This window comes from Hwanghaeella grinnelliae (genome assembly GCF_004005845.1).
In the GTDB taxonomy this organism is placed as follows: domain Bacteria; phylum Pseudomonadota; class Alphaproteobacteria; order UBA8366; family Aestuariispiraceae; genus Hwanghaeella; species Hwanghaeella grinnelliae.
On sequence record NZ_SADE01000001.1, the window covers coordinates 2,074,637 to 2,100,112 of the forward strand.

Here is a 25,476-nt window from a genome sequence, read left to right on the forward strand (position 1 = left end):
CCCTTGATTTTATATGCGGCGGTATAAGTGTGGGATGAGGTAAACACTATCTTCCCGGCGCCGTCGAGCCATCAGCGCTGACAGGAAGCGCAAAGGAGTTTTTCTTGCCCGTATCGCCAGCTTACCATCCCGACATTCGCCATCCGGCCTTGGGGGATGCGTTCTACGTCCCGGTACAACCGGCCGACTTTCCTAAACACATCCTGCGGTTCCGGAACGACCGATGGGCGAAACGGGTCGGGCTGGACACATTGACCGATGAAGAGTGGATCGCTCATTGCGGCCGGTTCGAACCATTGCCGGACAATCTGCCCAATCCTTTGGCGCTGCGATATCACGGACACCAATTCAGGGTCTACAACCCGGAACTGGGTGACGGTCGCGGGTTCCTCTACGCGCAACTGCGGGAAGGTCAGAGCGGACGTTTACTGGACCTTGGCACGAAAGGGTCCGGCCAGACGCCCTGGTCCCGTCAGGGGGACGGGCGTCTGACCCTGAAAGGCGGGGTCCGGGAAATCCTGGCGACCGAGATGCTGGAAGCGCTTGGCGTCAACACCTCAAAAACCTTCAGCCTGATCGAAACCGGTGAAGCGCTGTATCGCGGCGACGAACCCTCCCCCACCCGTTCCGCCGTTCTGGTGCGGCTCAGCCACGGGCATATCCGTTTCGGGACATTTCAGCGGCTGCTGGTGACCGGACAAGCGGCTGAGAAACGCACCCTTGTCGACTATGTGATAGAGACCTATTGGCCGGAAGCCGCCGACAGCTCCGAACCCGTGATCGCGCTCTACACCGCCATCATGCGCGCTTTGGCCAGGAAGGGCGCACAATGGTTCGCCGCCGGCTTCGTCCACGGTGTGCTGAATACGGACAATATGGCCATTACGGGTGAAAGTTTCGACTACGGCCCTTGGCGCTTTCTGCCGGTTTTGGACCCGGGTTTCACCGCGGCCTATTTCGACAATGCAGGTCTGTACAGTTTCGGCCGACAGCCTGAAGCATTGCACTGGAACCTCGCCCGTCTCGCGGAATGCCTGTTGGACTTGGCCCCACAGGAAAAGTTGGAAGAGGTCATCGGACAATTCGGCCAATTGTTCGAAGACGAACTGGTCCTGCAGACTTTCTGGCGCCTTGGGCTGGAAGTCCGGGACATGGACCAGGCGCAAGAGCTGACACGGGCCTTCTACGCAGCCTTACGGGAAAGCGGTGCGCCTTATGAACAGGCTTTCTTCGACCTCGCCCTGGGCGCCGAGGCAGCACGTTTAGAGAAATCTCCCAGTGCCGAAATCTACAGGTCCGACACATTCGCGGACTTGCTGCGTGCAATTCGCGGCGCAGCGCCCGCGATCGCTACATCTAAGAATGCCTATTTCGATGGCCCGGGACCGGTCACGATGTTGGTGGAAGACGTGGAAGCCATATGGACGGACATCGACAAGAACGACGACTGGACATCACTGGAACGCAAGGTCGGAGAGATTCGGGCCATGGGCGACGCCTATGCAGGAATCCCACGCGGCAATCCAATTTAAGTCAGGTTTCGTCCCCGGCGTCGTCTTCATTGATTTCTGCGGACGCGATCGGGAAGAAGACGGTAACGGTCGTTCCCTTGCCGACCTCGCTTTCGATCTGCATCTCCCCGTCATGGTCGGACATCAGGGACTTCACGATCGACAGGCCAAGTCCTGCGCCTTCCTGGGCAACATAGGCGTCGGTCAACCCGCGTGAGAAAGGTTCCGCGATGAATGGCAGTCGATTGGCCGGAATACCGACACCGGTATCGGCAACCTGAATAGAGACGAACCCGTCCCGTTCTGTCGCCGTGACGGTAATACTACCGCCGGTTTCGGTGAACTTCACAGCGTTGGAAAGCATGTTGTTCATGACCTGGCGGGCCGATCGTGCGTCGGCGCGGACTTTCGGCAGATCCGGCGCCGCATTGATCACCAGGGCCACACCCTTGTCCGAAATCGCCTTTTGGAAATCATTCTCCGCGAAATCCAGAATCTCACGGACATCCACCGCCCTGAATTCGTAGGTCCGTTTGCCGGCTTCGATGGCGGAAATGTCGAGCACCTGATCGACCAGCCCCAGCATATGGCCGCCGCTGCTGCGGATAGCATCCGCATATTCCAAGTACTTTTCACCGCCGAGAGGACCGAAATACTGCCCCTTCAGCATTTCGCTGAATCCCAGGATCGCGTTCAACGGTGTCCGGAATTCATGGCTCATCGTGGCCAGGAACTCTGACTTCGCCTGGTTTGCTTCCTCGGCCCGCCGCAAGGCGGCATCCAGCGCCCGGGCGGATTCCTTTTCAGGCGTTACGTCCCGTCCGGTGCCCCGGAATCCAGTAAAATTACCGTTTTCATCGAACACCGGATCACCGTTAAGGCTGATCGTCCGTGGTCCACCGGACGGCCCGTGGATGTCATAGGCAAAGTTCCGGAACGGCCGGTGGTTCTCCAGGTCGTTCATGTGCTGTTGCCATTTCGGCCGGTCCATCATTTCGGAGGTCAGGTCGTAACGGCTCTTCCCAATGGCGTGCGCGACATTGATACCGAGAACCTCACCGGCCCGGGGAGAAAAATAGGTGAAGCGGAAATCCGAATCCATTTCCCACAGCCAGTCGGAGGCGATCTCGGCAAAGGAACGGAACCGCTGCTCACTTTCCTTCAAGGCTACCGCGGCCTTGGCCCGCGCCTGAATATGGCTGCTGACGGAGCCTAACAGTTTATTGACGCTTTCGACGACGGCCCGGAATTCGTTGGCGGGATAGGAATTCGCATCGGGCAGAAGACCCTTCTTCGGGTCATCGGGGTCGATCCGGGAGAACTCGTTGGCCATTTTGACCAGCGGACGCGTGAACAGCCTATTGAAAATGAACAACAGGATGATCGCCAGGATCAGCGCGCGCCCAAGGGCAAACAGGATTTCATACCCCGCCTGGCGCAGCACATACATCGCCGCCTGCTCGGAGGATACTTCCACCACCAGTGTCCCGATCACCTTGTCCGGTTCCAAGGCATGATGAAGCGGCGCAGAAATCGATGTCACCTCGATCGGCAGGAAATTGGCGGTCCAATTCTCTTTATAGTTGGATTTCTTGCTGCTGCTGCTGACCAGGGAATTCCCAAATTCGTCGAATATCTCAACGGTGACGATGGGTACGAACCGCAACAGGCCGTCTGCGACGCCCGAAGCAAGATAACGGTCATAAGTGAAGGCGGCCTGACTTGCCGCACCTTCGACCGAATCGATCACCGCATTCGACGTCTTACGGATATCGACCAATTGCTGGTCGTATTCCCGGGCAAGCTGGGCAATCCCGAAAACAAGCCCCACCCCGACGGCGATCACGAAGATCAGCCAGGTCTGAAGCAACGTCACGCTGCGGGAGGGTTTGAACATGGGTGACCAGAGACCGCGTATTTTTATCAAACAGATCCGATATTTAGAGACGGCATCCCCGGCCCTAGAAGAATGTATATTAGACTTGGCTGGGACGATGTGTCACCAACGCAAACGAAACGCCCCCATCAACCGCGCATTCGTGCGCCATCCCCGTCAAAAAGCGGTTTGGAAATCAGCCGTGCCGGTCGGATATCGCCCAGAATCTCAATTTCGACATCGAGACCATCGGCAATCAGCGCCACGGGAAGAAAACCGATCGCAATCGACTTGTCCGCGTAATGGGAATATCCGCCGGAGGTTACGAAACCCTTAATCTCGCCGGCGACATAGATCGGCTCATATCCCACCGCATCTGCATCCGCCGCATCGACGACAAACGAGCACAGTTTTCTAGACGGGCCCGCTGATTTTTCCGCCATGGCCGCTGCCTTTCCGATGAAATCGACCGGCTTGTTGTACGATATGAAACGGTCCATGCCGGTCTCGGCCGGCGTATAATCCGGGCCGAATTCGCTGAGCCAGGACCCGAAGAACTTGTCCAGGCGCAAACTCATCATCGCCCGCATGCCGAACGGCTTCAGGCCGAGGCCCTCACCCGCCGCCGTCAGGGCCGCATACAGGGCCCGTTGGTCATCGGCCCCGACATAGATTTCATAGCCCAGATCCCCGGTATAAGAGACCCGCTGCACCACCGCGCGGGTCAAACCGACATCCATCTCCCGGACATCCATGAACCGGAAGGCATCGCCGGACACATCAGCCCTTGTGGCACGGCTCAACAATGTTCGGGCGTTCGGCCCGGCGATCTGGAAACCGATCCGGCGGGTCGAGACATTCTCGATCTCGACCCCCGACGCCGGCAGATGGGCAAGGAACCATCGCATGTGATAGGCCTGCGCCCCAAAAGACGCAGTCAATTGAAACTCCTCCTCGCCGCGGTGATTTTCCAGGCAGGAAATCGTGAAATCGCCGATCAGGCGTCCTTTCGGACTGAGCATCGGTGTCAGGCTGAGACGTCCCGGTTTCGGAACCCGTCCCGCCATGATCGTATCGATCCAATCCCGGGCGCCCGGCCCGGTGACGCGATACTTGCCGAAATTGTGAATTTCGTTGATGCCGACCGCTTCGCGCACGGCGCGCACTTCGGCGGCAACCGCGTCGAACGCATTGGAACGCCGGAAGCTGGGCGTTTCGAATAGCGGTTCGCCTTCCGGTGCGAAGTAATTCACCGCTTCCATACCATAACCGGCGCCAAAGACCGCCCGCTGCTGCTTCCAAATATCGTAGGCAGGCGTCGTCTGGAACGGCCTGGCCGCCGGCAGTTCCTCATTCGGGTAGGAGATGGAGAAACGCCGCTGATAGTTCTCCCGCACCTTGGTGCGCGTATAACCCGGCGTGATCCAATCGCCGAAGCGTGCCACATCCATAGCGAAGACATCGCGGCTTGGTTCGCCCTCGACCATCCATTCGGCCAGGGACAGGCCGACACCGCCACCCTGCGAAAAACCGGCCATGACGCCGCAGGCCGACCAATAGTTCCGCAGTCCCGGAACCGGCCCAACCAAGGGGTTTCCGTCCGGCGCGAAAGTAAAGGGGCCATTGATCACCGTCTTGATCCCGGCGCGCTCCAATACGGGGAACCGCTTGCAGGCAAAGGCAACGGAATCCTCAATCCGATCCAACTTGTTCTCGAGCAATTCATGCCCGAAATCCCATGGCGTTCCGTCGACCGCCCAGGGATCGCAATTCTGTTCGTAAAACCCGATACAAATCCCACGGCCTTCCTGGCGCAGGTAACTTTCGCCTTCCGGGTCCATCACATGGGGCAGTTCACTGCTGCGCTCAAAGACCTCGGGCGTTTCCTCCGTCACCAAATACTGATGTTCCATGGGATGCAGCGGCAGATAGACACCGGCCATCGCGCCGACTTCCCTGGCCCAAAGCCCGCCTGCATTGACCACATGTTCCGCGTGAACGGTTCCTTGCTCCGTCACCACATCCCAGGTGCCGTCGGGTCGCTGTGTCGTTGCATGGACCGGGTTGCGCAACACGATCTCCGCCCCCGCCATGCGCGCCGCCTTGGCATAGGCATGGGTGGTCCCGGATGGGTCAAGATGACCATCCAGCGGATCGTAGAGCCCACCCAATACGCCTTCCACATTCGTGATCGGTGAGATTTTCGCGATCTCTTCCGGACCGATGAATTCCGTCTCCAGGCCCATATAACGGTGCTTGGCCCGTTCAGCCTTCAGGTGATCGACCCGTTCCGGCGATGTCGCCAAAGTCACGCCCCCCACATGGTGGAGGCCGCAACTCATCCCCGTTATTTCTTCAAGCTCCTTGTAGAGCCGGATGGTATAGCCTTGAAGCGCCGCCATGTTGGTATCGCCGTTCAGGGTATGAAAGCCGCCGGCTGCATGCCAAGTCGATCCAGATGTCAGCTCCGACCGTTCGATCAGCATGACGTCGTTCCAGCCGAATTTCGTCAGGTGGTATAAAACCGAACACCCAACGACCCCGCCGCCAATGACCACTACCTGCGCCGATGTTTTCATTTATCCCTCACGCAATTCCAAAAATTGTCGGACCCGAAAATCTCGTCACCTCGGGTATCCTCAGCGACGGCCCAAGTTTCAAATAACTGAAGCCCCCGGATCCGCAAGGCCCGTTTCACGAGGCCCCATTTTGCAGTTCGCGCGCCGTTTGCATTCCGGCCCCCCCCTTCGCCCGGTCGCGGGACACCGTCAAGACCGTGCGCCACGCTTTCTGGACCTGCAATGGCGCGGATCAATTCCGCAAAGCTTCGGCTCACCCTCGTCCGGCCAGACGCTTACTGTCGCCGCCGAAACAAACGAAAGGAAGGAAAAGCATCATGTTTGTCGTATTTTTCGAAGACGACGGGGCCGCCGCGGACCAACGCAGCATCCACATGCAGGCGCATTTGACATTCCTGGAAAGGAACGCCGACCGGATCAAAGCCGCAGGCCCCGTCAGCGATCCACGCTCCAGCCTCCCGGCGGGTGGCCTTTGGACGGTCGACTGCAAGGATGAAGAAGATGTCTGGGATTTGGTGAAAAGCGACCCTTTCTGGCCCACCGGTCTGCGGAAATCAGTGACCGTTCACCGCTGGCATCGGGTCTTCGCAGACGGAATAAGGCAAGCCGACAGTTGACGCCCATTCCAGCAATGTTTGGCCGGCTTGTGCGCGCGGTCACAGTCGGCCCGGGCGGAGTTTGCATAAATTGCGTCTTAAGAGGCACGGGGTTACGATCAAATTTGCACCTAAATTGGTGGAGGATGTCGCGTGCCTGTTCCTGGAAAGATCTTAGCTCTCATCGCGGCCCTGTTCATCACGGTCGGCACAACATCAGTCAGGGCGGCGGGGTTCGACATCAGCGTCGTTTTCGGCGGCGGCCTCACCACCAGTCAGCAAAGTGTGTTCTCCCAAGCTGAATCATTCTGGGAATCTTTGATCACAGGGTATCAACCCGGCATCACACTGTCCGGGATCACCATTCAAGCCTCCGGCGTTCCAATTGACGGAAATGGGCAAATCCTCGGGCAAGCCGGTCCAACGTCCGGTGTTTTTCAGCAAGGGTTCGGAATTGCCACCCAAGGGGTGATGCAGTTCGATACCGCCGACCTCGGGGTCTTGGAAACCGCGGGTCTGCTGGACGAAGTCATCATCCATGAAATGGCCCATGTCATGGGGTTCGGCACGCTCTGGGAGCTGAATGGCCTCTCCGCACCCGGATCCGGGCAATATACCGGTCAGAACGCGTTGGACATATACCGCCTGGAATTCGACCCGCTCGCAACCTTCATTCCCGTCGAATTGGACGGTGGCGAAGGCACGGCTGACGGGCATTGGGACGAAGGCTGGGCTGGCACCGCCAATGAATTGATGACAGGTTTCTTAAACGTTCCGGCCTTCATCAGCGCCACGACTGTCGCGTCTTTCCAGGACTTGGGCTACACGACGATCGATCTTGTGGTCGCGGTTCCGCTTCCCGCTTCAGCATTGCTACTGCTCGCGGGGCTCGGCTGCCTCGGTGGGGTGCGATTCACCGCACGCCGCCGTAATCACCGTGCCGCAAAGCATCCATCCAGCGTCGCCTAACCTGTAAACTCTTTTCGGTCCGCGGCGAAAGACAGGTTTTCCGACGCCTCCAACTGTATTAGGACGTTTCAGGCATACGTATCTTGGTACGTTGCCTCGACTGTTTCGCTGGTGGAACGGCAATGAATTGGATCCGTCAATTTCCTCGCAGCACGGTGCCGATCGAAGAGGCGCCGGGACTTTTTGCGACCTTGGCGCCGCGCATCGTTGCAAAAGCTTATCTGGAACTGATGCGGGACGCCGGTGGAAACGTTCCGCGTAAGACCGGATTGGACATTTCCAAATTTGCGGCGGCCCTGCCGAATGTCGCCTTATTCGCGGTAAAACTGCCAGACCATTGCGTCTACCGCATCCTTGGTGAAGCCTGGAGGCAGCGCATCGGTCGGAACCTTGTCGGCAAGAACTACATAGACTTCGTCGCGGCGGAGCGGCGTGAGAGCGCGATCACCTCGCTGCAGGACATGATCACCATACCAAGTGCGTTCCGTGTGATCATCGAACAAACCTATAGCGCGGGAAAAAAGGCACAGCTTGAGGTCCTGGCGGTCCCCTTGCTGTCGGAGGAAGAAGGCGTCGACAGCTTCTCTCTGTTCGCTGCCCAGTTGGTTACCCCGGTTCATTTCGGCCCGGGTGACGACCGCATCGTCCTGGGCGCAAACATCATCGAGCGGGATCTGATCGATATCGGTTATGGTGTGAACGATGCGTTCTATGATCTAGTTCGCCCGCATTGACGCCAAGACGGAAACCTAAGCTGGAACGGGCTGCGCGGCGTCCAACAAAGACCTGACCTGTATGGCGAGCGTCCGGTTGTCATACGGTTTCTGCAAGAACGTATAGCTCTCGCTTGGATTGATCGCGCCATTGGCCAGATCTCCTGTGAAACCGGACACCAAGCACACGGGCATCGCCGGTCGTAGATGACCGGCCGCGTCGGCTAGTTCATAGCCGGACACGCCACCCGGCATCACCACGTCACTCAACATCAGGTCAATGGGCTCTTCGCTAACCAAAACCTCCATCGCCTTGGCGCCGCTGTTGACCACGATTGTTCGATATCCAAGCTCCTGTAGAACCGCAGACGCGACATCCGCCAACTCTTCCTCATCATCGACGACCAACACGGTCTCCGTCCCATGGGGCAGGTCCTCTCCATTTTCTGAGTCAACCGGCGCAACATCCAACTCTTCCCTATCCGTCGAAACCGGAAGGAAAATCTTGAACGACGTGCCGAAACCCTCCTCGGTATAAACCGTGACAGTCCCTCCCGAGCGGCGCGCGAAACCATAGACCATGGGCAGGCCAAGACCGGTGCCCTTTCCGGTTCCTTTGGTCGTAAAGAAAGGATCAAAAATGCGGGAGCGAACCTCTTCAGACATCCCTGAGCCGGTGTCGGCAACATCCACTTCCACATAGCGACCAAACCGCAATTGACGGAGTTCTTTTTGCGAACCGGGGCCGACATCCAAAACCCTTGTCCCTATCCGCAAGGTGCCGCCGCCCGGCATTGCGTCCTTGGCGTTGACCGTCAGATTGACAAGCGCATCCTGAAAGTCGCCTGGATCCGCGACCGCATTTGGCAAGTCGTCATCCAGAAACAGTTTGATCTCGATGCTGTTGGTGATTGAACGCTGCAGAAGCTCGTAGATATTTCTGATGCTTTCGTTGACATTGATCGGCGTGGCCCGCGTCGGTGCCTGTCGAGAAAAGTTCAAAAGCCGGCGCGTCAGCGCGGCGGCGCGATTGGCAGCGGAGACTGCCTTATCCACCTGAAGGTAAAGCTTCTCGTCCTTATCGAGCTTGCGCTTTACCAAATCAAGGTTCCCGATCACTATTCCTAGAATATTGTTAAAGTCGTGGGCTATCCCGCCGACAAGCTGCCCGACCGATTCCATCTTTTGGGCTTGCCGCAACTGATTTGCGAGTTTCTTTTCATTGCTGACATCGACGATCGAACCGAGGAACTGGCGCTCGCCTTCAACCTCCATCTCGGCAATACCGAGGTTAAATGGAAAGGCTTCCCCCCCCTTTCGCACGCCGACGACCTCTCGCCCAACGCCGATAATCCTGCCCAGCCCTGTTTTCAGATAGGACTTGATATAGTCATCGTGCCGGCTTGCATCGGATTGCGGCATCAGCATTTTCAGATCGCTGCCCAGCAACTGACGCTCGGTGTAACCGAAAATCTTGCACGTCTCCGGGTTTACACGAAGGATTTTCCCGCGCACATCTGTCAGAATAATTCCGACGGTTATCGCTTCGAAGGCGAGACGGAAACGAAGCTCCGCCGCGCTCAACTCTTCCTGCTGCTTCCGAAGGACGGTAACGTCGCGTCCGGTGCCTCGGTATCCAACGAAAACACCATCCTCGTCAAAAACCGGCTTGCCCGATGCCGATAGAAATTTCTGCACGCCATCAGGCCCCGTCAAGGTATACTCGAAGTTCTTGAACGCGCGGTGCTCGCTCAGATCCCTATAATGTTGTTTCCACTTGGTCGTTGACGAATCTTCGTCAGTCACTTCGTGGCGCGTTTTTCCGACGGCATCGCTTTGCTGATAGATGCCTCCCTCTTCCAAGCCGGTCGATAAAAAGACGAAACGATGGTCGGCATCGCTTTCCCATTCCCAGTCCGACGCGGTGTCGGCAAAGTCCTTGAAACGTTGCTGGCTTACCAACAGCTCGTTCTCTTTTTCCTTCAACTCGGTAATATCTGTCTGAAAGCCTACAATGCCGCCGTCCGGCGTTTTACGTTCGACAATCCGAATCCAACGGCCATCCAAGACCTTCTGTTCTATCGGCCCCTGCGGATTCCGGTGCAGGTCCGCTTTCTCCCTAAGCCATTCTTCTTCCCGCCCCTCGGCTTCGGGAAAGGACCCATTTCGCAATCCGGCCTGCAACAAGTCTTCGAAACTGATACCGGGTCTTACTGTATCCATGCCATGTGAACGGCAGATGTCTTCGAATTTTGCATTGTGAAACACCAATCGGTCGTTTTCATCGAACAGAACAAAACCGTCCACCATCGCATCGATGATTTGCTGGAATTGGTTCTTCGTCCGTAATAGTTCCTGGTGACTTTGTGAAACCACTGCTTTGGTTTCAACCAGTTCCTCCGCCGCTCTACGGGCTTGAAAATAGACAAAAACCGCACCACAGGCGATGACGAATCCGCCTATCGCGAGACTGCTGACGACTGCGTCGAAGAAGGGAGCAAGCACCTGGCTTTTGGGAGTCTCAACAACCACGGCCCCGCCGATTTCCGCCACCGGCGCAATCGCGAGTATCAGGTCATAGTCCTGCGCCTGCCCTGTCACATGCGCAACCGTAACGCCGTCCATCGCGCTCGATACGACGGCCTGGGCATAGGGTGAATCTATATGAAGGACGTCATCGTGAATTGGTTCGTCTGCATGTTCCTGATGCACGACAATCTCCACGGATGTTTCAGTATAGACAACGAAAACGACCTCTCCGATGGCCGCCCTAAGCGGCAACCTTTGGAACGCGCGTTTGATGGTCTCGAGTGTCACCTTATTTCCGGCACCAGGATTTTCCGGGTCCAAAGTCTGTTCATCATGCGCTGAAATGGAACGGATCAGATTTGCCGTCGTGAGCGCCATGTCGCCCATATAGCTTTCGGTTTGTTTCACCGTCGTGTCGTATAGGTATTTCGCAATGCTGAAGGAGATTGCGGCCGAGACAAAAAGCAAGCAGCCAACGATCTTATAGATAAGCCGGTACGATTGCATGGGTCAGCTTTCTGTCTTGCCCGCTTTAACGGCGCGTTGCTTACACGCTTTTGCTTCCGCCATCGGGCACACCCGGTTCGACTTTCGCGAAGAGTTCTTCGAGATCGTCGATCACGAACGGTTTCTGAAGTTTCCCTAAGATCGTCAGGCCATTTGCCTCAGCGATCAGTGCAACGCTATCGAGATATTTGCCGTCATAGCCGCTCATCACGACGATAGGACAGTCCGTATTCAGCTCCGCGAATTTGTTCAACAACTCGACTCCGTCCATGTCGGGCATGACGACGTCCATGACAATGCACGCCGGATGAATGGCCTTAAGCTGTCGCAGACAATCTCCACCATCCTTGGCAACAACGGGATCAAAACCCAGCAATGAGGCGACGTCCGAGACAAACTCCGCCATGTCTGCATCGTCATCGATAACCAAAACCGTGTTGCTGCTCTGTCGTATCATCACTGAACTGTTCTCCACTAACCGGCCATACCGACATCGCTGCCCGTATCGATTGAGTACTGCGCCGCTTCCACCGGCTCACCGACAATCCCACCCTGAGCGAGCTCTACTTGCATTGCCGCCAATGCATCCAGTGTGACCTGATCGTTGACCCCGGTGCCGACCATTCGTATGCCCAATTCACGGGCGACCAACACAGTCACCTTTGCGAAGGCCCTCACTTCAGGGTCTTTCGCCATACCATTGACGACCATTCGATCTAATTTGATCTCGTTGATCGGCATTCTTACCAATTGATGCAAAGCGGTACGTCCGGTCCCGAAGCCGCTGATCGACAGAATGAACCCTTTGATACGCAACCTTGTGAGCATATCGATGTACTTGCTGAGATTGTTTTCAAGAACGGCCTCGGGGACATCGATGATCAATTGGTCCGGGTCGACCCCTTCGCTCCTGCATAGCGGCTCCAGCATTTCCGCCATTTTCCATCCGGACAGACACTTGGGTGTGACGCCTACCGACAATCGCATTCGACGCCCGGCCCGGTTCAAGACTGACAGGTGTTTCACAGCACTTGTTGCTGCAAATTCAATCAATTCCTTGGAAAGGCCACATTCCTCAGCAACGGGCATGAAAGTTTCCTGCCCGACCATTCCGCGCGCAGGATGTTTCCATCGTAGCAGGGTTTCGCCGCCTACGATGGCATTTGTCCCCGTGCGGGCCTGTGGCCTGATGAACAAGGTGAACTGGCCTTCCGCCAACGCATGCTTGATGTCCTGGCTAGATGGTTTGAAAGCAGGCACCTTCGCGCTTTTACCGATCACATCGGCGTAGCGCCCCATCACCGTGTCCAGTTCGTCCACCGTAAAGGGTTTCTGCAAAGTGCCGAGCACCGGCAGGTCATGGTCCTTGGCCACTCGCTGCGCCGCATTCAGGATAGATCGGTCCTTCCCACTCATGAAGACGACCGCAGCTCGGCTTTCCCAATCACTTAACAGGCGGAGGAGTTCAATTCCGTCCCCGTCAGGCATGAAGAGATCCAGCATGATGACGTCGAAACTGTCATTGTATTGTCGGCAAAACGCGTCTTTCCCACCGGCGCATTCGGCCCGGTGCTGCAAACTCTCCAATGCGCCTTGAACGAATTCCGCCATGTCGGTTTCGTCGTCGACGACCAGTACGCGTAAATGCTCCATGCCCCCTCGAGAGATACTTTAAAAAGCCTATTATCGATATTCTCTAATGTTCTAATGTTAAATATTTAACAGAACGTCAACGATGAAGTCTTTGCCTCTGAAAATAGAATGGGCCGACCGGAAGAAACCGGCCGACCCAATGAGAATTAGTGCAAAAGAAGGAAAAGGGTTAAACCGTCGCGACTGGAGTCGCCGGCGAGCCGACAGCCCCCGGCAACCGTAAAGGCGGCGCGGTCAAAAGAAACCGATACCGGCCGCGCTCACGTAACCAACCGGCAAGAGGCGTCAGATGCCAAAGTTCCCCCAAGGGGATGCCGTTCTTGAACAGGCAATGCTCGTGCAGCGGCATGCTTGCGCAGCAACCAGCGCCACCGGGTTTGGAAGGTAATCCCTCAACGGCATAATTGTCGGCGATCAAGGCGGAAAGCCCACTGTCGGAAATCCAGTTCAGCAATTTCGTGTCACGTCCATCCAGGACCGCGCAGGCGGAATGCAGTGTTTTCTCGTCCGGGTTCCGGTTCATGCCCAGCACGACCTCGGCGAAGCCGGTATGCAGGCAAACCATATCGCCGGTTTCGACCTCCACACCGTCCTCCTCCAGTATCCGCATCAAGATGTCATAGCCGACATAGGTCCGCTCATTTCCCAAATGCGCATGAAGGTCGACCATGGCCGCGCGCCCCTGCACGCAATGGACGGCGTAATTCTGGATGCCCAAGGCCCCCGCATTGCTCGTCCCCTTCCGCCAATCCGCCCCGGCCGGCGCACCGGCATCGGCGATCGAGTCCGGACCGACGATATCGATCCCGCCACGAAAGCCGTTGTAAAAAACCTTCTCTGGAACACCGTCGCCGTCCGCATCGAAAAGGGATCCGACATGCGATAGCGCATCCCATTGCGTTGAGTATTGAAGATGCAACAGGACGAGGTCGTCGCAGACCACATCCGTCGCCCCCTCCTCTTCCGTGTTCAAGGCGACATTGAAGTTCACAGCATTGGGGCGAAGAGTAGGCCTTAGAACCGGCGGTTTGCGCCGGGGGTTGAGCCCGCTCCCGCCCGGATAATCCAACGGCAGGGAAAGACAGAAGGGGATGCCTTCCTTCGCTTCGGCAAGCCCTTGCAGAACTTTGTCTCGGGTAATGAGGTTCAAGCGACCGAGTTGGTCATCCGGTCCAAAATCCCCCCAGTTCGACCCGTCCGGCCGTTTTTTCCATCTTTGCTGCATCATCTTCCCCCTGTTTGCCAACCGGTTGGCCCGGTCCAGTTATAGGGGAAATTGTGCTTGCCCCCCGAAATCGGCTCAAGGCGGATTTTGCGGTCACATCAACCTTTCCGGAACGCCCGCAATAGCATGCACGGATATCAGAGCCATTGCCGTCGACCCACAGCCCCCCCCTTTTCGGTCCTGAACTGATTTTTTGGCGCCGACAAAGACCTTTCAAGTTTAATGGACACCCACCCCTTGTAACGAGGGGTAGAAATAATACTTCACTATTTTCTTATATACAGGGCTGCGTCTGCTTTCGGCGTCCCCACGAAAGGAGGCTTTTTATGACCGGTTCAACGAACGCGAAGCGCTTTCGTTTCGCGAACCTGAAGACACGTACAAAAGTTTTGGTCGGCACCGGCATTCCAATCGCTTTGGCAGCCCTTGTCAGCGGCATCGGCCTTTACGACATCAACTCGATCACCCAGACCAACAAATGGGTCGATCATACGCGCGTTGTGCTGTCCGAATCCTCTGCGGTCGTCTCTTCAGCGGTGAACATGGAAACCGGTATGCGGGGCTATCTTTTGGCCGGTCAAGACAACTTCCTGGACCCGTACAACCAGGGTGAAGGCGCTGTCTACGATCAAATAAAACACTTGCAGGAAACGGTCAGCGACAACCCGCCCCAGGTCGCCCGTCTGGAAGAAGCAGCAACGGTCCTGCGCGAATGGCAGACCAAGGTCGCCGAAGAACAGATTCAGCTGCGTCGAGATATCGGTACGGCCGAAACCATGACGGATTTGATCGGCATCGTCCGCGAAGCCCGCGGCAAACAATATTTCGACAAATTCCGTGAACAGGTCGCAACTTTCTCAGACCGAGAAAAAGAACTGCTCGGCAAGCGCCTGGCCGATTTCAAGACCGCCTTGCGGTCCGGTAGCGTCGGCGCCGATGGCGGCGAGTCGCTGAAATGGGTTGAGCATACCTACGCCGTGATCGGAAAGGCGGACTCGATGCTCGCCGCCGCGATCGACATGGAAACAGGCATGCGTGGTTTTCTGTTGGCCGGTCAGGAGGAATTCCTGGAGCCCTACAACAGCGGCAACGAGACATTCCATGAGATCGTCGCCGAATTACAGGATACGGTGAGCGACAATCCTGCCCAGGTCGCATTGTTGCAGGAAATCGATACGACGATTTCCGATTGGGCGACACAGGTCGTCGAGCCGATGATCGATCTACGCCGCAAGATTGGCAACGCCAAGAACATGGACGACATGGCGGATCTGGTCGGAGAAGCCCGCGGCAAGCAGTATTTCGACAAGTTCCGCCAGATCATGGCCGATTTCCAGGCCGAGGAAGCGGGCCTCATGATATCCCGCAAGGCACAGAACGAAGAAACGGTATCCACCGCCTTTGTCCTTCTGATCGCCTTTACCATCATCGCTGTGGTGGTGGGCATCGGGGCCGCGTTGATCATCGGCGGATCCATTTCCCGTCCCATCGGGGGCATGACCCTCGTCATGCGCAAGCTTGCGGATGGCGACACCAGTGTCGATGTCATTGGCGCCGATCGCCGCGACGAAGTCGGCGAAATGGCCAGTGCCACGCAGGTGTTCAAGGAAAAGCTGATCGAAGCCGACCAAATGCGGGCGGAAGCCACGGCGCGGGACGCCCGGGATGCGGCGCAGCGTAAGCAGCAGATGCTCGATCTGGCGAACCAGTTCGAAAGCGAAGTCGGCGGCATCATCACGACGGTGTCGTCCGCCGCGACGGAACTTCAGCAGACGTCCCGGTCCATGTCCGGCACCGCGGACGAAGCAGCCGCGCAAACCACCGCGGTCGCTTCGGCGTCGGAACAGACCACCACCAATGTCCAGACCGTCGCTTCTGCGGCAGAGGAACTGACGAGTTCCATCAACGAAATCAGTCGACAAATCGGCGAAGCCAACAAGGTTGCGGCAAAGGCCGTCGAAGAAGCGGAACTATCAAACACTTCGGTGCGGGAACTTGCCGACTCGGCGGCCGAAATCGGCAGCGTCATAAGCCTGATCCAGGACATCGCGGAGCAAACCAATCTGCTTGCCCTGAATGCCACGATTGAGGCGGCGCGCGCCGGCGAAGCGGGCAAGGGTTTCTCGGTCGTCGCGAACGAAGTGAAGTCCCTCGCCTCCCAGACTTCGAAAGCGACGGACGCTATCTCCGGCCGTATTGCCAGCATGCAGTCGGCCACCGAAATGACGGTCGAGTCGATCGAACGGGTCGTGGCGATCATCAAGCAGATCAGCGAGAATACCTCGGCCGTCGCCGCCGCAGTCGAAGAACAGGATTCGTCGACACAGGAAATTGCCAGGAACGTTCAGCAAGCCGCCAGCGGCACGCGGGAGGTTTCCAGCAATATTGGCAAGGTCCAGGAAGCGGCAACCGAAACAGGGCTGGCGTCCCGTGAAGTGCTCGAAGCGTCCCAGGAACTGGCGAAACAGTCCGAAACGCTGAGGCACCAGGTCAATGAATTCGTCGCTGGTCTACGAACCGCATAAATGTCCCGTCTTTTCGAAAACGCATTGATGCAAGGCCCCCTTTCGAGAGCCCTGTCATTTTAGGGGGCCTTGTCGTTTCTGGGGCGGGTTCGGCTTAGCCCGCATCCGGAGCCTGTGGCGGCGCGTTGACCCTTCGCCACCGCACGAAGGTTGCCCGGCGAACGCGCCTTTGATTGGGAAGCGCGCACAGCCACGAAAGGGCGTATCGCCACGTCGAACTGGAAACCGGTATTACGGTTCCAAATAGTCCTTTTTGTCTTTCGTCGCGCGCTTCACCATTTTGCCGAAGGCTTTGTCACGCGACCGACGCTGCGCGAGGCTCGCGCTGTTGAAAGCCTCTTCGGCAATCAGTTTCCGCCAGCGCTCCAAGCGGCTCTCCTCCAACGCGCCCGCCTCAATCGCAGCGGTGACGGCACAGTCCGGCTCCGTATCGTGGCGGCACGTGGAAAACCGGCATGACCGGGCAAGGTCGACGATATCGGAAAAGACGTCATCGAGGCCGCTTTGCACATCGGTCAGCTGCAATTCGCGGATGCCCGGCGTGTCGACCACCCATCCGCCCGACGGCATTCTGTGCAAGGCACGCCCGGTGGTCGTGTGGCGTCCCTTGCCATCGTCATCGCGAATGCCTTGGGTCGCGATATCGGCGCGGCCCGTCAAGCTGTTAATCAAGGTGGACTTCCCCACGCCGGACGACCCCACAAGCGCGACTGTCTGGCCAAGAGAACACCAGGGCAGCAGGCGCTCGACCTCCTTGCCGTCCAAGGCGTTCACGGATTCGACCATGTGGACGGAGGGCAGCGCATAGGCCTGGCGCAAATACGCCCCAGGGTCGTCACACAAATCCGCCTTGGTCAGGATAATGACGGGCGTGACCTCCGCTTCCGATGCAAGTGCCAGATAGCGTTCCAGGCGCGGGATATTGAAGTCCTGATTGCACGAGGTGACGATGAACAGGGTATCGACATTGGCGGCGATAAGCTGCACGTCGCGCCCGGTGCCCGCCAAGCGGCGCTTGAGCAAGCTTTGGCGCGGCAGCATGCGTCGTGGACGATGCGTTTCCGCATCCAGCAACAGCCAATCCCCCACGGTGGCGGTGGTTTCACTGTCATCCGGATCGCTCCGGTATGGCGGAATGGAGATATCGACACCCGGCCCCGCGACACTGACGGCGCCGCGATGTACCGCGGTCACGCGGACAGGGACGGCCTGTTCCAGGTCATCGGGTTCCAGTTGGGCGGAAAAATGGGGATTCCAGCCGAATTCGGCCAAGTCGGTCATTTGATAGGTCATTGTTCATATCCAGCGGTCGCGGGATGGCAACACACCCGCATTGAGGTCGCACAAGCACAGTGACGTGGATTGGTAATCCTCCACGCCTGCGTACGGCTGGTTCTGCAAGCGGGTGCGAATGGTTTGTGCTGCTATCCGCACACCCATCTGTCCCCAATCTGCCCCCATTTGCATGGATGGAGCAAAGCGATGACACGCGCCCTAAAGCGGAACCGGTCCCTCTCAGACAATGGCCTTCAAAAAACCTCCTGCAGGTTACTGCATCGACACATCAAAATACCCGCAAGACGCCAAGGCGTCGAGCGACTGCTTCCCGATTGACGGAAAGAATATCAATTTTCAAATTTATCGGGAGATTGGCGACCCCTACGGGATTCGAACCCGTGTTGCCGCCGTGAAAGGGCGGTGTCCTAGGCCTCTAGACGAAGGGGTCGTCGTCGGCGAGGCGGAGATATATGGGGACGCGCCGCCCCCGTCAAGCCGTATGAACTGCAAAAATCCAGATTAGTTTGCAGTTTCTTTTCACCGCCCTTTCAGACGTTTGGCACTATCCTTGCTGTACTGGTTTCACCTTATTGGAACATACGGTTGGGAGTCATACTTCCGTGGTCGCAAACTACCTCTTCGGGTCCAGCATCAGCGCCATTCAGGCGCAGGCGAAAGCCTTTGAGGTCATATCCCACAACATCGCCAACTCGACGACGCCCGGCCACAAGGCCGAAACCAGCCGGTTCGAGGAATTGGTGGTCGATGCGGGGCGCGTGCGCGGCAATGTTTTCCCAGCCCTGCGCGGCGCCAGCAACGTGGTGCGGCGCGACATCCGCGCGGAAGGCGGCGTTCTAGCCACGAATGGCGCGCTGGATCTGGCTTTGTCGGGCCGCGGTTTCTTCATGGTAAATACCGAATTGGACGGATCCGGCACCGCAATGCTGACCGATTCCGGGCAGTTCCAGCGGCGCATCGTGGATAACAACGGCGTCGAAGAGGTATATCTTACCGACAATGTAGGCAATTTTGTCCTAGGCTTTCCTTTCGACCCCGTGACCGAAACCTTTACCAGCGTGAACGACGCGAGTGGTCTGGTGCCGATACGGCTGGATGCGGCCGGCGAGAGTTTCCAAGCCGTCGCGACGACGGAATCTTTCATCAACGTCAATCTTCCGCCTGACGCGGCGACGGGTGAATTCTTCGATGCCGGACTGACCATTGCCGACGGCTCTGGCGCTGCCGATGGCATCGCGGACCGGCATAACGTGACGGCACGTTTCACCAAGACAGCGACCAACAATGAATGGACGCTGGAATTCTTCGGTGACAATACGGTCGTGACCAACCCAGCCGCGCCGGTCACCGTTACCTTTAATGCGGACGGCACCCTGAACGTGCCGCCATCCATCGCCTTGGACATGACCTTCACGGATTCGGGCGCCTCGGTGAGCACAACGCTCGATATTTCCGACACGCGCAGTTTCGCCCCCGAATTCGTCATCGGCGAAACCGGGTCGAACGGGTTCGAAGAAGGCAACCTCGTCTCCACGCGGTTCAATCAACGCGGCGTTCTGGAAGGCATTTTCAGCAATGGCCAAAGCCGCAGCCTGGCCAAATTGGCAATCGGCGATGTGGTGAACCCGGAATTGCTGCTGCCCGTGACGGACACCCATTTCGTCCTCAGCGGTCTGAACGGCGACCTGCAGATCTTCGAAGCGGATATCAACGGCCGCGCCCAAATCGTCACCGGCGCCCTGGAAGGCTCCACGGTCGATCTGGGCGAAGAACTGGTCCGAATGATCGAGACACAGCGCGCCTATTCCTCCGCCGCGACATCCCTGCGTACGGTCGAGGACCTTTTGAAAACAGCCACAAACCTGAAGCGCTGACGCAGGTTATCGACTTAACTTACTGAAACAGTAGCTAGTTTGTCGTCGCCGCGTCGTCGATCATCAGTTGCGGCTGTTCCCGCCCCTGCCAGCGGTCAACCCGCAGCCGCCCGGCCAGATGGATCGGCGCGCCACCACGCGCGCTCAACAACAGGCTTCCCATTTCCTGATCCGCGCACCGAAACGCGATTGCCTTCAGCGATGCGCCTCCCTCGCCCGCGATGCGGCAGCGGACATGGTCGGTCCCCACCACATCCGCATGCGCAACCCTGGCATTCGGCAGGGCAAAACGCGGTTCCGCATTGCCCATACCGAAGGGGGCGAGGTTCTCCAACGAGCCGATCAAATCCAATGTCGCACCGGAAACGGAAAGGCCGCCATCCAACGAAAGCCGCGGACGGATCGGCGCACCGGCCAGTTCCGCGGAAATCCGTTCTTCCAAAAAGGCGGCGAAGGCCTCGCTCTGGCCCTCGGCGACGCTGAAACCGGCAGCCATCTTGTGCCCGCCACCATTCATCAGCAGGTCGGATTGCCGCGCGGCGATGACATGCGCGCCCAGATCGACCCCTTCGACCGATCGGCCGCTGCCCTTGCCCACCCCGTTTTCGAAAGCAACGACGCAGGCGGGCCGGTTATAGCGTTCCTTCAAGCGTCCGGCGACGATGCCGATGACGCCGGGATGCCACCCTTCCGCACCGACATAGACGAGGTGCTCGCCGATGCCGCGGTCTTCAGCGATGTCGATCGCCTGTTCCAGGCACTGCGCCTCGATTTCCTTGCGCTCTGCGTTATAGCCGTCCAGGCGGCGGGCGATGTCCCGCGCCGCACCTTCGTCTTCCGTCGACAGCAGGTCCGCGCCGAGCGATGGTTCCCCTACCCGGCCGCCGGCGTTGATCCTGGGGCCCAGCAGGAAACCCAGATGATACGTCCCCGGCATTTCATCCATGCCCGCGACATCCGCCAGCGCCCTGAGGCCGACATTCCGGCGCTGCGCCAGGACCTTGAGGCCCTGGGCGGTCAGCACGCGATTCAGCCCGCGCAGGGCCACCACATCAGCCACCGTCCCCAAGGCCACGATGTCCAGCAATTGCCGCAGGTCGGGTTCCCGCCTTTGCTTGAACCAGCCCGCCTCTCGAAGCGCCCGGTTCAAAGCCACAAGGACCAGAAAGGTCACGCCGACCGCGGCCAGATAGCCATGCGGGCTGTCGTCATCCAAGCGATTCGGATTGATCACCGCGGATGCTGCCGGCAAGCGCGGTTCAGCGGCGTGATGATCTACCACAATCACATCCAAGCCCGCCTCTTTGGCCGCCGTAAGGGGGTCGAAGGCGGTGATTCCGCAATCCACCGTGATGACCAGACGGACCCCGTCCCGATGCAGCTTCAGCAGGGCCGGTGCATTGGGTCCATAGCCTTCGGCGATCCGGTCCGGAATGTAGACTTGAAGGGGTAAGCCCAGGGCCCCGAAATACCGCCTGAAAAGGGCGGAAGACGTCGCACCGTCGACGTCGTAATCGCCGAAAACGGCGACTTTTTCACCATTTTGGATGGCATGGAGAAGACGGGAAACCCCCTCCTCCATCCCACGCAGATGCATCGGGTCCGGCATTTGGTCCCGCAGCGACGGGTTCAGGAATCCCTCGATATCCTCCAACCCGATGCCGCGGCCGACAATCGCGCGACCGACGATGTCGGGCAAACCCCGGCTTTGAGATATCGCGGCGGCCAGGCGCTCGTCGACAGGACGCAGTTCCCATCGCTTGCCACTGGCCGAGCGCTCTACGCCGAGGTATGCCTGATCCGTCATGTTGTCGCCGTCGGTCCTCCCGGGCCCGCTAGGGTTTCCCCGCCGTCAGGGTTTCCGTGCCGCCAGAGTTTCCGTGCCGTCAACGCGGGTCGACCCAGAACTTGCGGCCGAAATCGTGCAGAGTTTCGATTTTCCGAACCGTTCCGGTCTTGGACCGCATGACGATGGAATGCGTCGTCGCGCCCTTGGCGAAAATCCGTACGCCGCGCAGCAGGGTGCCGTCGGTCACGCCGGTCGCGGCGAACATGACGTTGCCCTTGGCCAGATCCAACATGTCGTATTTGCGGTCCAGGTCGGTGATGCCGACCTTGTGCGCGCGTTCCTTTTCATCTTCGTTCCGGAACAACAGACGACCCTGGAACTGGCCGCCGATGCAACGCAGCGCCGCACAGGCCAAGACACCTTCCGGCGCGCCGCCGCTGCCCATATAGATGTCGATCCCGCTTTCCGGGTCCGAGGTGGACATGGCACCCGCCACGTCACCGTCGCCGATCAACTGAATACGGGCGCCGATATCGCGTGCCGCTTTGATCAGTTCGGCATGGCGCGGACGGTCCAGGATGCAGACCAACACATCCTCAATTTTCTTACCCTTGGCGTCCGCGATTGCCTTGAGATTTTCTGCCGGGCTTCGGTCCAGGTCCACGATCCCTTGCGGCAGTCCGCCGCCGACCGCGATCTTGTCCATATAGACGTCCGGCGCGTGCAGGAAGTTTCCGCCTTCCGCCATCGCCAAGACGGCCATGGCGTTAGTGCCGCCTTTGGCGGTGATGGTGGTGCCTTCCAACGGGTCCAGCGCGATGTCGATCTTCGGACCGGTGCCGGACCCGACTTTTTCGCCGATATACAGCATCGGGGCTTCGTCGCGTTCGCCTTCGCCGATCACGACCGTGCCGTCGATGTCCAGTGCGTTAAGCGCCGTGCGCATCGCATCGACCGCCGCCTGGTCCGCTGCCTTTTCGTCACCGCGCCCCATCCAGCGGGAAGCCGCGAGGGCCGCCGCTTCGGCGACGCGTGCCGCTTCCAGGGCTAGGTTTTTGTCGGCTGTTGTCTCGGGTGCTTTTTCGGCCATTTCATTCTTCCTTTAGTTCTATCCGCGGGTCGTTTTCCCGCGGCTAATTTTTCCTGCAGGCGATGTTCCTACAGGCTGGGGATACTATCCCTCGAATGGTTCGATGCGGATCATACGCGGTGTTTCAACAACCGCGCCGAGCGCTTCGATCTTCGCGCGGGCCGCCTGCATCGCAGCTTCGCCCGTCTCATGCGTGGTCAGCACGACAGTCACCGGTGCCCCCGGATCGCGCCCGCGCTGGATCACGTTTTCCAGCGAAATCGATTCATCCCGCAATATCGCGGTGATATCCGCCATGACGCCCGGCTGGTCAATCACAACGAGGCGGACATAGTAGGTTCCCACATGGCTATCCAACGGCAGCGTCGGCATTTTGCGCAGTGCCGAGACGGGAACACCGAAGGCAGGGCCGCCACGACCGGCGGCGATATCAATAATGTCTGCCGCCACGGCGGAAGCCGTCGGACCGTCGCCGGCCCCGCGGCCTTCCATGACGGTCGTGTCGACGAAATCGCCCTTGGTCACGACCGCGTTGAAGACACCTTCGACCGACGCGATCGGCGCGCTCATCGGCACCATCACCGGATGGACACGCTGGAAAACTCCCTGCTCGCCCTGTTCCGCGATGCCGAGCAGCTTGATCTTGTAGCCGATCTCTCGGGCATATTGCAGGTCGTCCGGGGTGATGTGGCGAATGCCTTCGACGGAGACACTCTTAAAGTCGATTTCGACCCCGAAAGCGAGACTGGTGAGAATCGCAAGCTTATGAGCGGCGTCGACCCCGTCCACATCAAAGCTGGGATCGGCTTCCGCGTAGCCCAATTCCTGCGCTTCCGACAGGACATCGTCGAAATCGCGCCCGGTTTCGCGCATGGCGGTAAGGATATAATTACAGGTCCCGTTCAGAATGCCGTGCAGAGAGGTTATCCGGTTTCCCGCCAGACCTTCGCGGATCGACTTGATGACCGGAATGCCGCCCGCGACCGCTGCCTCATAGGCGAGCGTCACACCGGCCTGCTCCGCCGCACCGGCCAGTTGCAGTCCGTGATGCGCAATCAGCGCCTTGTTAGCGGTCACCACATGGCGGCCCGCGGCGAAAGCCGCTTCGCAGGTTTCCTTGGCAATTCCTTCGCTGCCGCCGATCAACTCAACGATCACATCGGCATCCGCGTCGCGCGCCATTTCGGCCGCATCCTCATACCAGGCATAACCGCCAAGGTCGCATCCGCGATCCTTGGTCTTGTCCCGCGCGGCGACGGCAGTGATTTCAATCGACCGGCCCGAACGCGCGGCAATCACATCGTGCTGCGCCTGCAGCAACCGAACCAACCCCGCGCCGACCGTACCCAAACCGGCGATTGCGACTTTTAGCGCTTCAGCCATTTACTGAACTCCACCCCACCAAGTGCCTCAAAAAATACAATTTTATCAATATCGGAAAACTTCCGGATTAAGCCGCTTTCCCACTGTCCGACGGTTCGCTTTCGGCCAGGAACGTGCGGATGTTGCGCGCCGCCTGACGGATCCGCTGCACATTCTCAACCAAGCCTATCCGGACAAATCCTTCACCGTATTCCCCGAAACCGACGCCTGGCGCGACCGCAACCTTGGCCTCGGTCAAAAGCTGTTTCGCGAAAGCCAGGCTGCCGACATTGCTGAACTTCTTCGGCACGGGCGCCCAAACGAACATGGTCGCTTCCGGGCTGGGCACGTCCCAACCGGCGCGGGCCAGGCTTTCCACCAGAACGTCGCGACGTTCCTTGTACAGCGCGCGCATGTCGTCAACGCAGTCCTGCGGCCCGTTCAAGGCGGCCGTCGCGGCAACCTGGACCGGGGTAAAGGCGCCATAATCCACATAGGATTTGATCCGTGCGAGGGCGGCGATCAGCGTTTCGTTCCCTGCCGCGAAACCGACACGCCAGCCCGGCATGGAATAGGTCTTCGAGAGAGAAGTGAATTCGACCGCGATATCGCGCGCGCCGGGGACTTCCAGCACCGAGGGTGGCGGCGTGTCGCCGAAATAAACCTCGGAATAAGCCAGATCCGACAGAATATAGATTTCATGATGGCGGCAGAAATCGACGACTTCCGCAAAGAAATCCAAATCGACCACTTGTGCCGTGGGGTTCTGCGGAAAATTCAGGATGACAGCCAAGGGCTTGGGAATCGAATGCGCAACGCCGCGCTTCAGCGCCAGCATGAATTCCTCGCGAAAGTTCCCCTCACCGCTACCGGCCGGCACATGACGGATTGCCCCGCCCGCGATGATGAACCCGAAGGAGTGGATCGGATAACACGGATTCGGCGCCAGAATGATGTCGCCCGGACTAGTGATCGCCTGGGCTAGGTTCGCCAGCCCTTCCTTGGACCCCAGCGTGACGATGGCTTCTTTGTCGGGATCGATGGAAACATTGAAACGGCGCTCGTAATAGGCCGACAGCGCTTTTCGCAGGCCCGGTATGCCACGGCTGGTCGAATAACGGTGGGTCTTGGGATTGCGGACCGTCTCCACCAGTTTTTCGACGATATGTTCGGGCGTCGGCGAATCCGGGTTGCCCATGCCGAAATCGATAATGTCTTCACCGCGTGCGCGCGCCTCTGCCTTGAGGGCATTGACCTCAGCGAAAATATACGGCGGCAAGCGCTTGATGCGGTGAAAAGAGTCGATCATTTCCGTCTGGCTCTCAGCTTGGACATGGTCCTATGTCCGGTCGCGCGGTTTTAACCGACGGCTTCCGGAAGGT

18 protein-coding genes and 1 tRNA gene are annotated in these 25,476 nt (G+C 58.5%); 7 read left to right on the forward strand and 12 right to left on the reverse strand.

Annotation, left to right across the window (positions count from 1 at the left end; all coding sequences use genetic code 11):
* The first annotated feature begins 104 nt into the window (after positions 1 to 104).
* Positions 105 to 1,532, forward strand: a complete 1,428-nt coding sequence (locus EOI86_RS09615; protein WP_127764840.1) for a protein adenylyltransferase SelO — start codon at positions 105 to 107, stop codon at positions 1,530 to 1,532.
* Position 1,533: 1 nt separating this feature from the next.
* Here the strand turns inward: EOI86_RS09615 and EOI86_RS09620 are convergent, their stop codons facing one another.
* Positions 1,534 to 3,408, reverse strand: coding sequence for a PAS domain-containing sensor histidine kinase (locus tag EOI86_RS09620; RefSeq protein ID WP_127764841.1), 1,875 nt, complete (start codon positions 3,406 to 3,408; stop codon positions 1,534 to 1,536).
* 128 nt (positions 3,409 to 3,536) lie between these two features.
* Positions 3,537 to 5,966, reverse strand: a complete 2,430-nt coding sequence (locus EOI86_RS09625) for a GcvT family protein (RefSeq protein WP_127764842.1) — start codon at positions 5,964 to 5,966, stop codon at positions 3,537 to 3,539.
* 317 nt (positions 5,967 to 6,283) lie between these two features.
* On the opposite strand from EOI86_RS09625, the gene EOI86_RS09630 reads away from it, so the two are divergent.
* From EOI86_RS09630 to EOI86_RS09640, 3 genes are all read left to right on the forward strand, one after another.
* Positions 6,284 to 6,583, forward strand: coding sequence for a YciI family protein (locus tag EOI86_RS09630; protein WP_127764843.1), 300 nt, complete (start codon positions 6,284 to 6,286; stop codon positions 6,581 to 6,583).
* A 132-nt stretch (positions 6,584 to 6,715) separates the two neighbouring features.
* Entirely contained in the window at positions 6,716 to 7,531 is an 816-nt protein-coding gene (locus tag EOI86_RS09635) for a leishmanolysin-related zinc metalloendopeptidase (protein ID WP_127764844.1), read from the forward strand.
* A gap of 122 nt (positions 7,532 to 7,653) precedes the next feature.
* Positions 7,654 to 8,265 (forward strand): PAS domain-containing protein, encoded by a 612-nt coding sequence (locus EOI86_RS09640; RefSeq protein ID WP_127764845.1) that lies wholly within the window; start codon positions 7,654 to 7,656, stop codon positions 8,263 to 8,265.
* 15 nt (positions 8,266 to 8,280) lie between these two features.
* On the opposite strand, the gene EOI86_RS09645 is transcribed toward EOI86_RS09640, so the two are convergent.
* Positions 8,281 to 10,797 (reverse strand): PAS domain S-box protein, encoded by a 2,517-nt coding sequence (locus EOI86_RS09645; RefSeq protein WP_161973766.1) that lies wholly within the window; start codon positions 10,795 to 10,797, stop codon positions 8,281 to 8,283.
* 111 nt (positions 10,798 to 10,908) lie between these two features.
* Between EOI86_RS09645 and EOI86_RS24545 the strand changes: the two genes are divergently transcribed.
* Positions 10,909 to 11,115 (forward strand): hypothetical protein, encoded by a 207-nt coding sequence (locus tag EOI86_RS24545; protein WP_161973767.1) that lies wholly within the window; start codon positions 10,909 to 10,911, stop codon positions 11,113 to 11,115.
* Positions 11,116 to 11,320: 205 nt separating this feature from the next.
* Here the strand turns inward: EOI86_RS24545 and EOI86_RS09650 are convergent, their stop codons facing one another.
* The 3 genes from EOI86_RS09650 to EOI86_RS09660 all read right to left on the reverse strand — a co-directional run bounded on the left by EOI86_RS09650 (position 11,321) and on the right by EOI86_RS09660 (position 14,161).
* A complete protein-coding gene (locus EOI86_RS09650; protein ID WP_240035632.1) occupies positions 11,321 to 11,737 on the reverse strand; it encodes a response regulator in 417 nt (138 codons plus the stop codon).
* Positions 11,738 to 11,754: 17 nt separating this feature from the next.
* Positions 11,755 to 12,933, reverse strand: a complete 1,179-nt coding sequence (locus tag EOI86_RS09655; protein ID WP_127764848.1) for an EAL domain-containing response regulator — start codon at positions 12,931 to 12,933, stop codon at positions 11,755 to 11,757.
* 169 nt (positions 12,934 to 13,102) lie between these two features.
* Positions 13,103 to 14,161 carry a cyclase family protein gene (locus tag EOI86_RS09660; protein WP_127764849.1) on the reverse strand — a complete coding sequence of 353 codons (1,059 nt, stop codon included), beginning with the start codon at positions 14,159 to 14,161 and terminating at the stop codon, positions 13,103 to 13,105.
* A 323-nt stretch (positions 14,162 to 14,484) separates the two neighbouring features.
* Here EOI86_RS09660 and EOI86_RS09665 point away from each other — a divergent pair, with 323 nt between their 5' ends.
* On the forward strand, positions 14,485 to 16,683 hold the full coding sequence (locus EOI86_RS09665) for a CHASE3 domain-containing protein (protein ID WP_127764850.1): 2,199 nt from the start codon (positions 14,485 to 14,487) through the stop codon (positions 16,681 to 16,683).
* Between the two features lie 231 nt (positions 16,684 to 16,914).
* On the opposite strand, the gene rsgA is transcribed toward EOI86_RS09665, so the two are convergent.
* Together rsgA and EOI86_RS09675 are read right to left on the reverse strand one after the other, a co-directional pair.
* The gene (gene rsgA / locus EOI86_RS09670; protein WP_127764851.1) at positions 16,915 to 17,976 is read right to left on the reverse strand and encodes a ribosome small subunit-dependent GTPase A; all 1,062 of its coding nucleotides are present in this window, start codon (positions 17,974 to 17,976) and stop codon (positions 16,915 to 16,917) included.
* Positions 17,977 to 18,333: 357 nt separating this feature from the next.
* Positions 18,334 to 18,409, reverse strand: a tRNA-Glu gene (locus tag EOI86_RS09675).
* Positions 18,410 to 18,581: 172 nt separating this feature from the next.
* Between EOI86_RS09675 and EOI86_RS09680 the strand changes: the two genes are divergently transcribed.
* A complete protein-coding gene (locus tag EOI86_RS09680; protein ID WP_161973768.1) occupies positions 18,582 to 19,853 on the forward strand; it encodes a flagellar hook protein FlgE in 1,272 nt (423 codons plus the stop codon).
* A 34-nt stretch (positions 19,854 to 19,887) separates the two neighbouring features.
* On the opposite strand, the gene recJ is transcribed toward EOI86_RS09680, so the two are convergent.
* The 4 genes from recJ to EOI86_RS09700 all read right to left on the reverse strand — a co-directional run bounded on the left by recJ (position 19,888) and on the right by EOI86_RS09700 (position 25,403).
* Complete coding sequence (gene recJ, locus EOI86_RS09685) at positions 19,888 to 21,660, reverse strand: single-stranded-DNA-specific exonuclease RecJ (protein WP_127764853.1); 1,773 nt, start codon at positions 21,658 to 21,660, stop codon at positions 19,888 to 19,890.
* Positions 21,661 to 21,739: 79 nt separating this feature from the next.
* A complete protein-coding gene (gene glpX, locus EOI86_RS09690) occupies positions 21,740 to 22,732 on the reverse strand; it encodes a class II fructose-bisphosphatase (protein ID WP_127764854.1) in 993 nt (330 codons plus the stop codon).
* Between the two features lie 84 nt (positions 22,733 to 22,816).
* The gene (locus EOI86_RS09695) at positions 22,817 to 24,115 is read right to left on the reverse strand and encodes a homoserine dehydrogenase (protein WP_127764855.1); all 1,299 of its coding nucleotides are present in this window, start codon (positions 24,113 to 24,115) and stop codon (positions 22,817 to 22,819) included.
* Positions 24,116 to 24,182: 67 nt separating this feature from the next.
* Positions 24,183 to 25,403 (reverse strand): LL-diaminopimelate aminotransferase, encoded by a 1,221-nt coding sequence (locus tag EOI86_RS09700; protein ID WP_127764856.1) that lies wholly within the window; start codon positions 25,401 to 25,403, stop codon positions 24,183 to 24,185.
* Positions 25,404 to 25,476: the final 73 nt, after the last annotated feature.

Coding starts and splice junctions, on each gene's coding strand:
- EOI86_RS09620 (WP_127764841.1), bottom strand. CDS start 3,408: ATGTTCAAACCCTCCCGCAGCGTGACGTTGCTTCAGACCTGGCTGATC.
- EOI86_RS09625 (WP_127764842.1), bottom strand. CDS start 5,966: ATGAAAACATCGGCGCAGGTAGTGGTCATTGGCGGCGGGGTCGTTGGG.
- EOI86_RS09630 (WP_127764843.1), top strand. CDS start 6,284: ATGTTTGTCGTATTTTTCGAAGACGACGGGGCCGCCGCGGACCAACGC.
- EOI86_RS09640 (WP_127764845.1), top strand. CDS start 7,654: ATGAATTGGATCCGTCAATTTCCTCGCAGCACGGTGCCGATCGAAGAG.
- EOI86_RS24545 (WP_161973767.1), top strand. CDS start 10,909: ATGAAGGACGTCATCGTGAATTGGTTCGTCTGCATGTTCCTGATGCAC.
- EOI86_RS09650 (WP_240035632.1), bottom strand. CDS start 11,737: ATGATACGACAGAGCAGCAACACGGTTTTGGTTATCGATGACGATGCA.
- EOI86_RS09655 (WP_127764848.1), bottom strand. CDS start 12,933: ATGGAGCATTTACGCGTACTGGTCGTCGACGACGAAACCGACATGGCG.
- EOI86_RS09660 (WP_127764849.1), bottom strand. CDS start 14,161: ATGATGCAGCAAAGATGGAAAAAACGGCCGGACGGGTCGAACTGGGGG.
- EOI86_RS09665 (WP_127764850.1), top strand. CDS start 14,485: ATGACCGGTTCAACGAACGCGAAGCGCTTTCGTTTCGCGAACCTGAAG.
- rsgA (WP_127764851.1), bottom strand. CDS start 17,976: ATGACCTATCAAATGACCGACTTGGCCGAATTCGGCTGGAATCCCCAT.
- recJ (WP_127764853.1), bottom strand. CDS start 21,660: ATGACGGATCAGGCATACCTCGGCGTAGAGCGCTCGGCCAGTGGCAAG.
- glpX (WP_127764854.1), bottom strand. CDS start 22,732: ATGGCCGAAAAAGCACCCGAGACAACAGCCGACAAAAACCTAGCCCTG.
- EOI86_RS09695 (WP_127764855.1), bottom strand. CDS start 24,115: ATGGCTGAAGCGCTAAAAGTCGCAATCGCCGGTTTGGGTACGGTCGGC.
- EOI86_RS09700 (WP_127764856.1), bottom strand. CDS start 25,403: ATGATCGACTCTTTTCACCGCATCAAGCGCTTGCCGCCGTATATTTTC.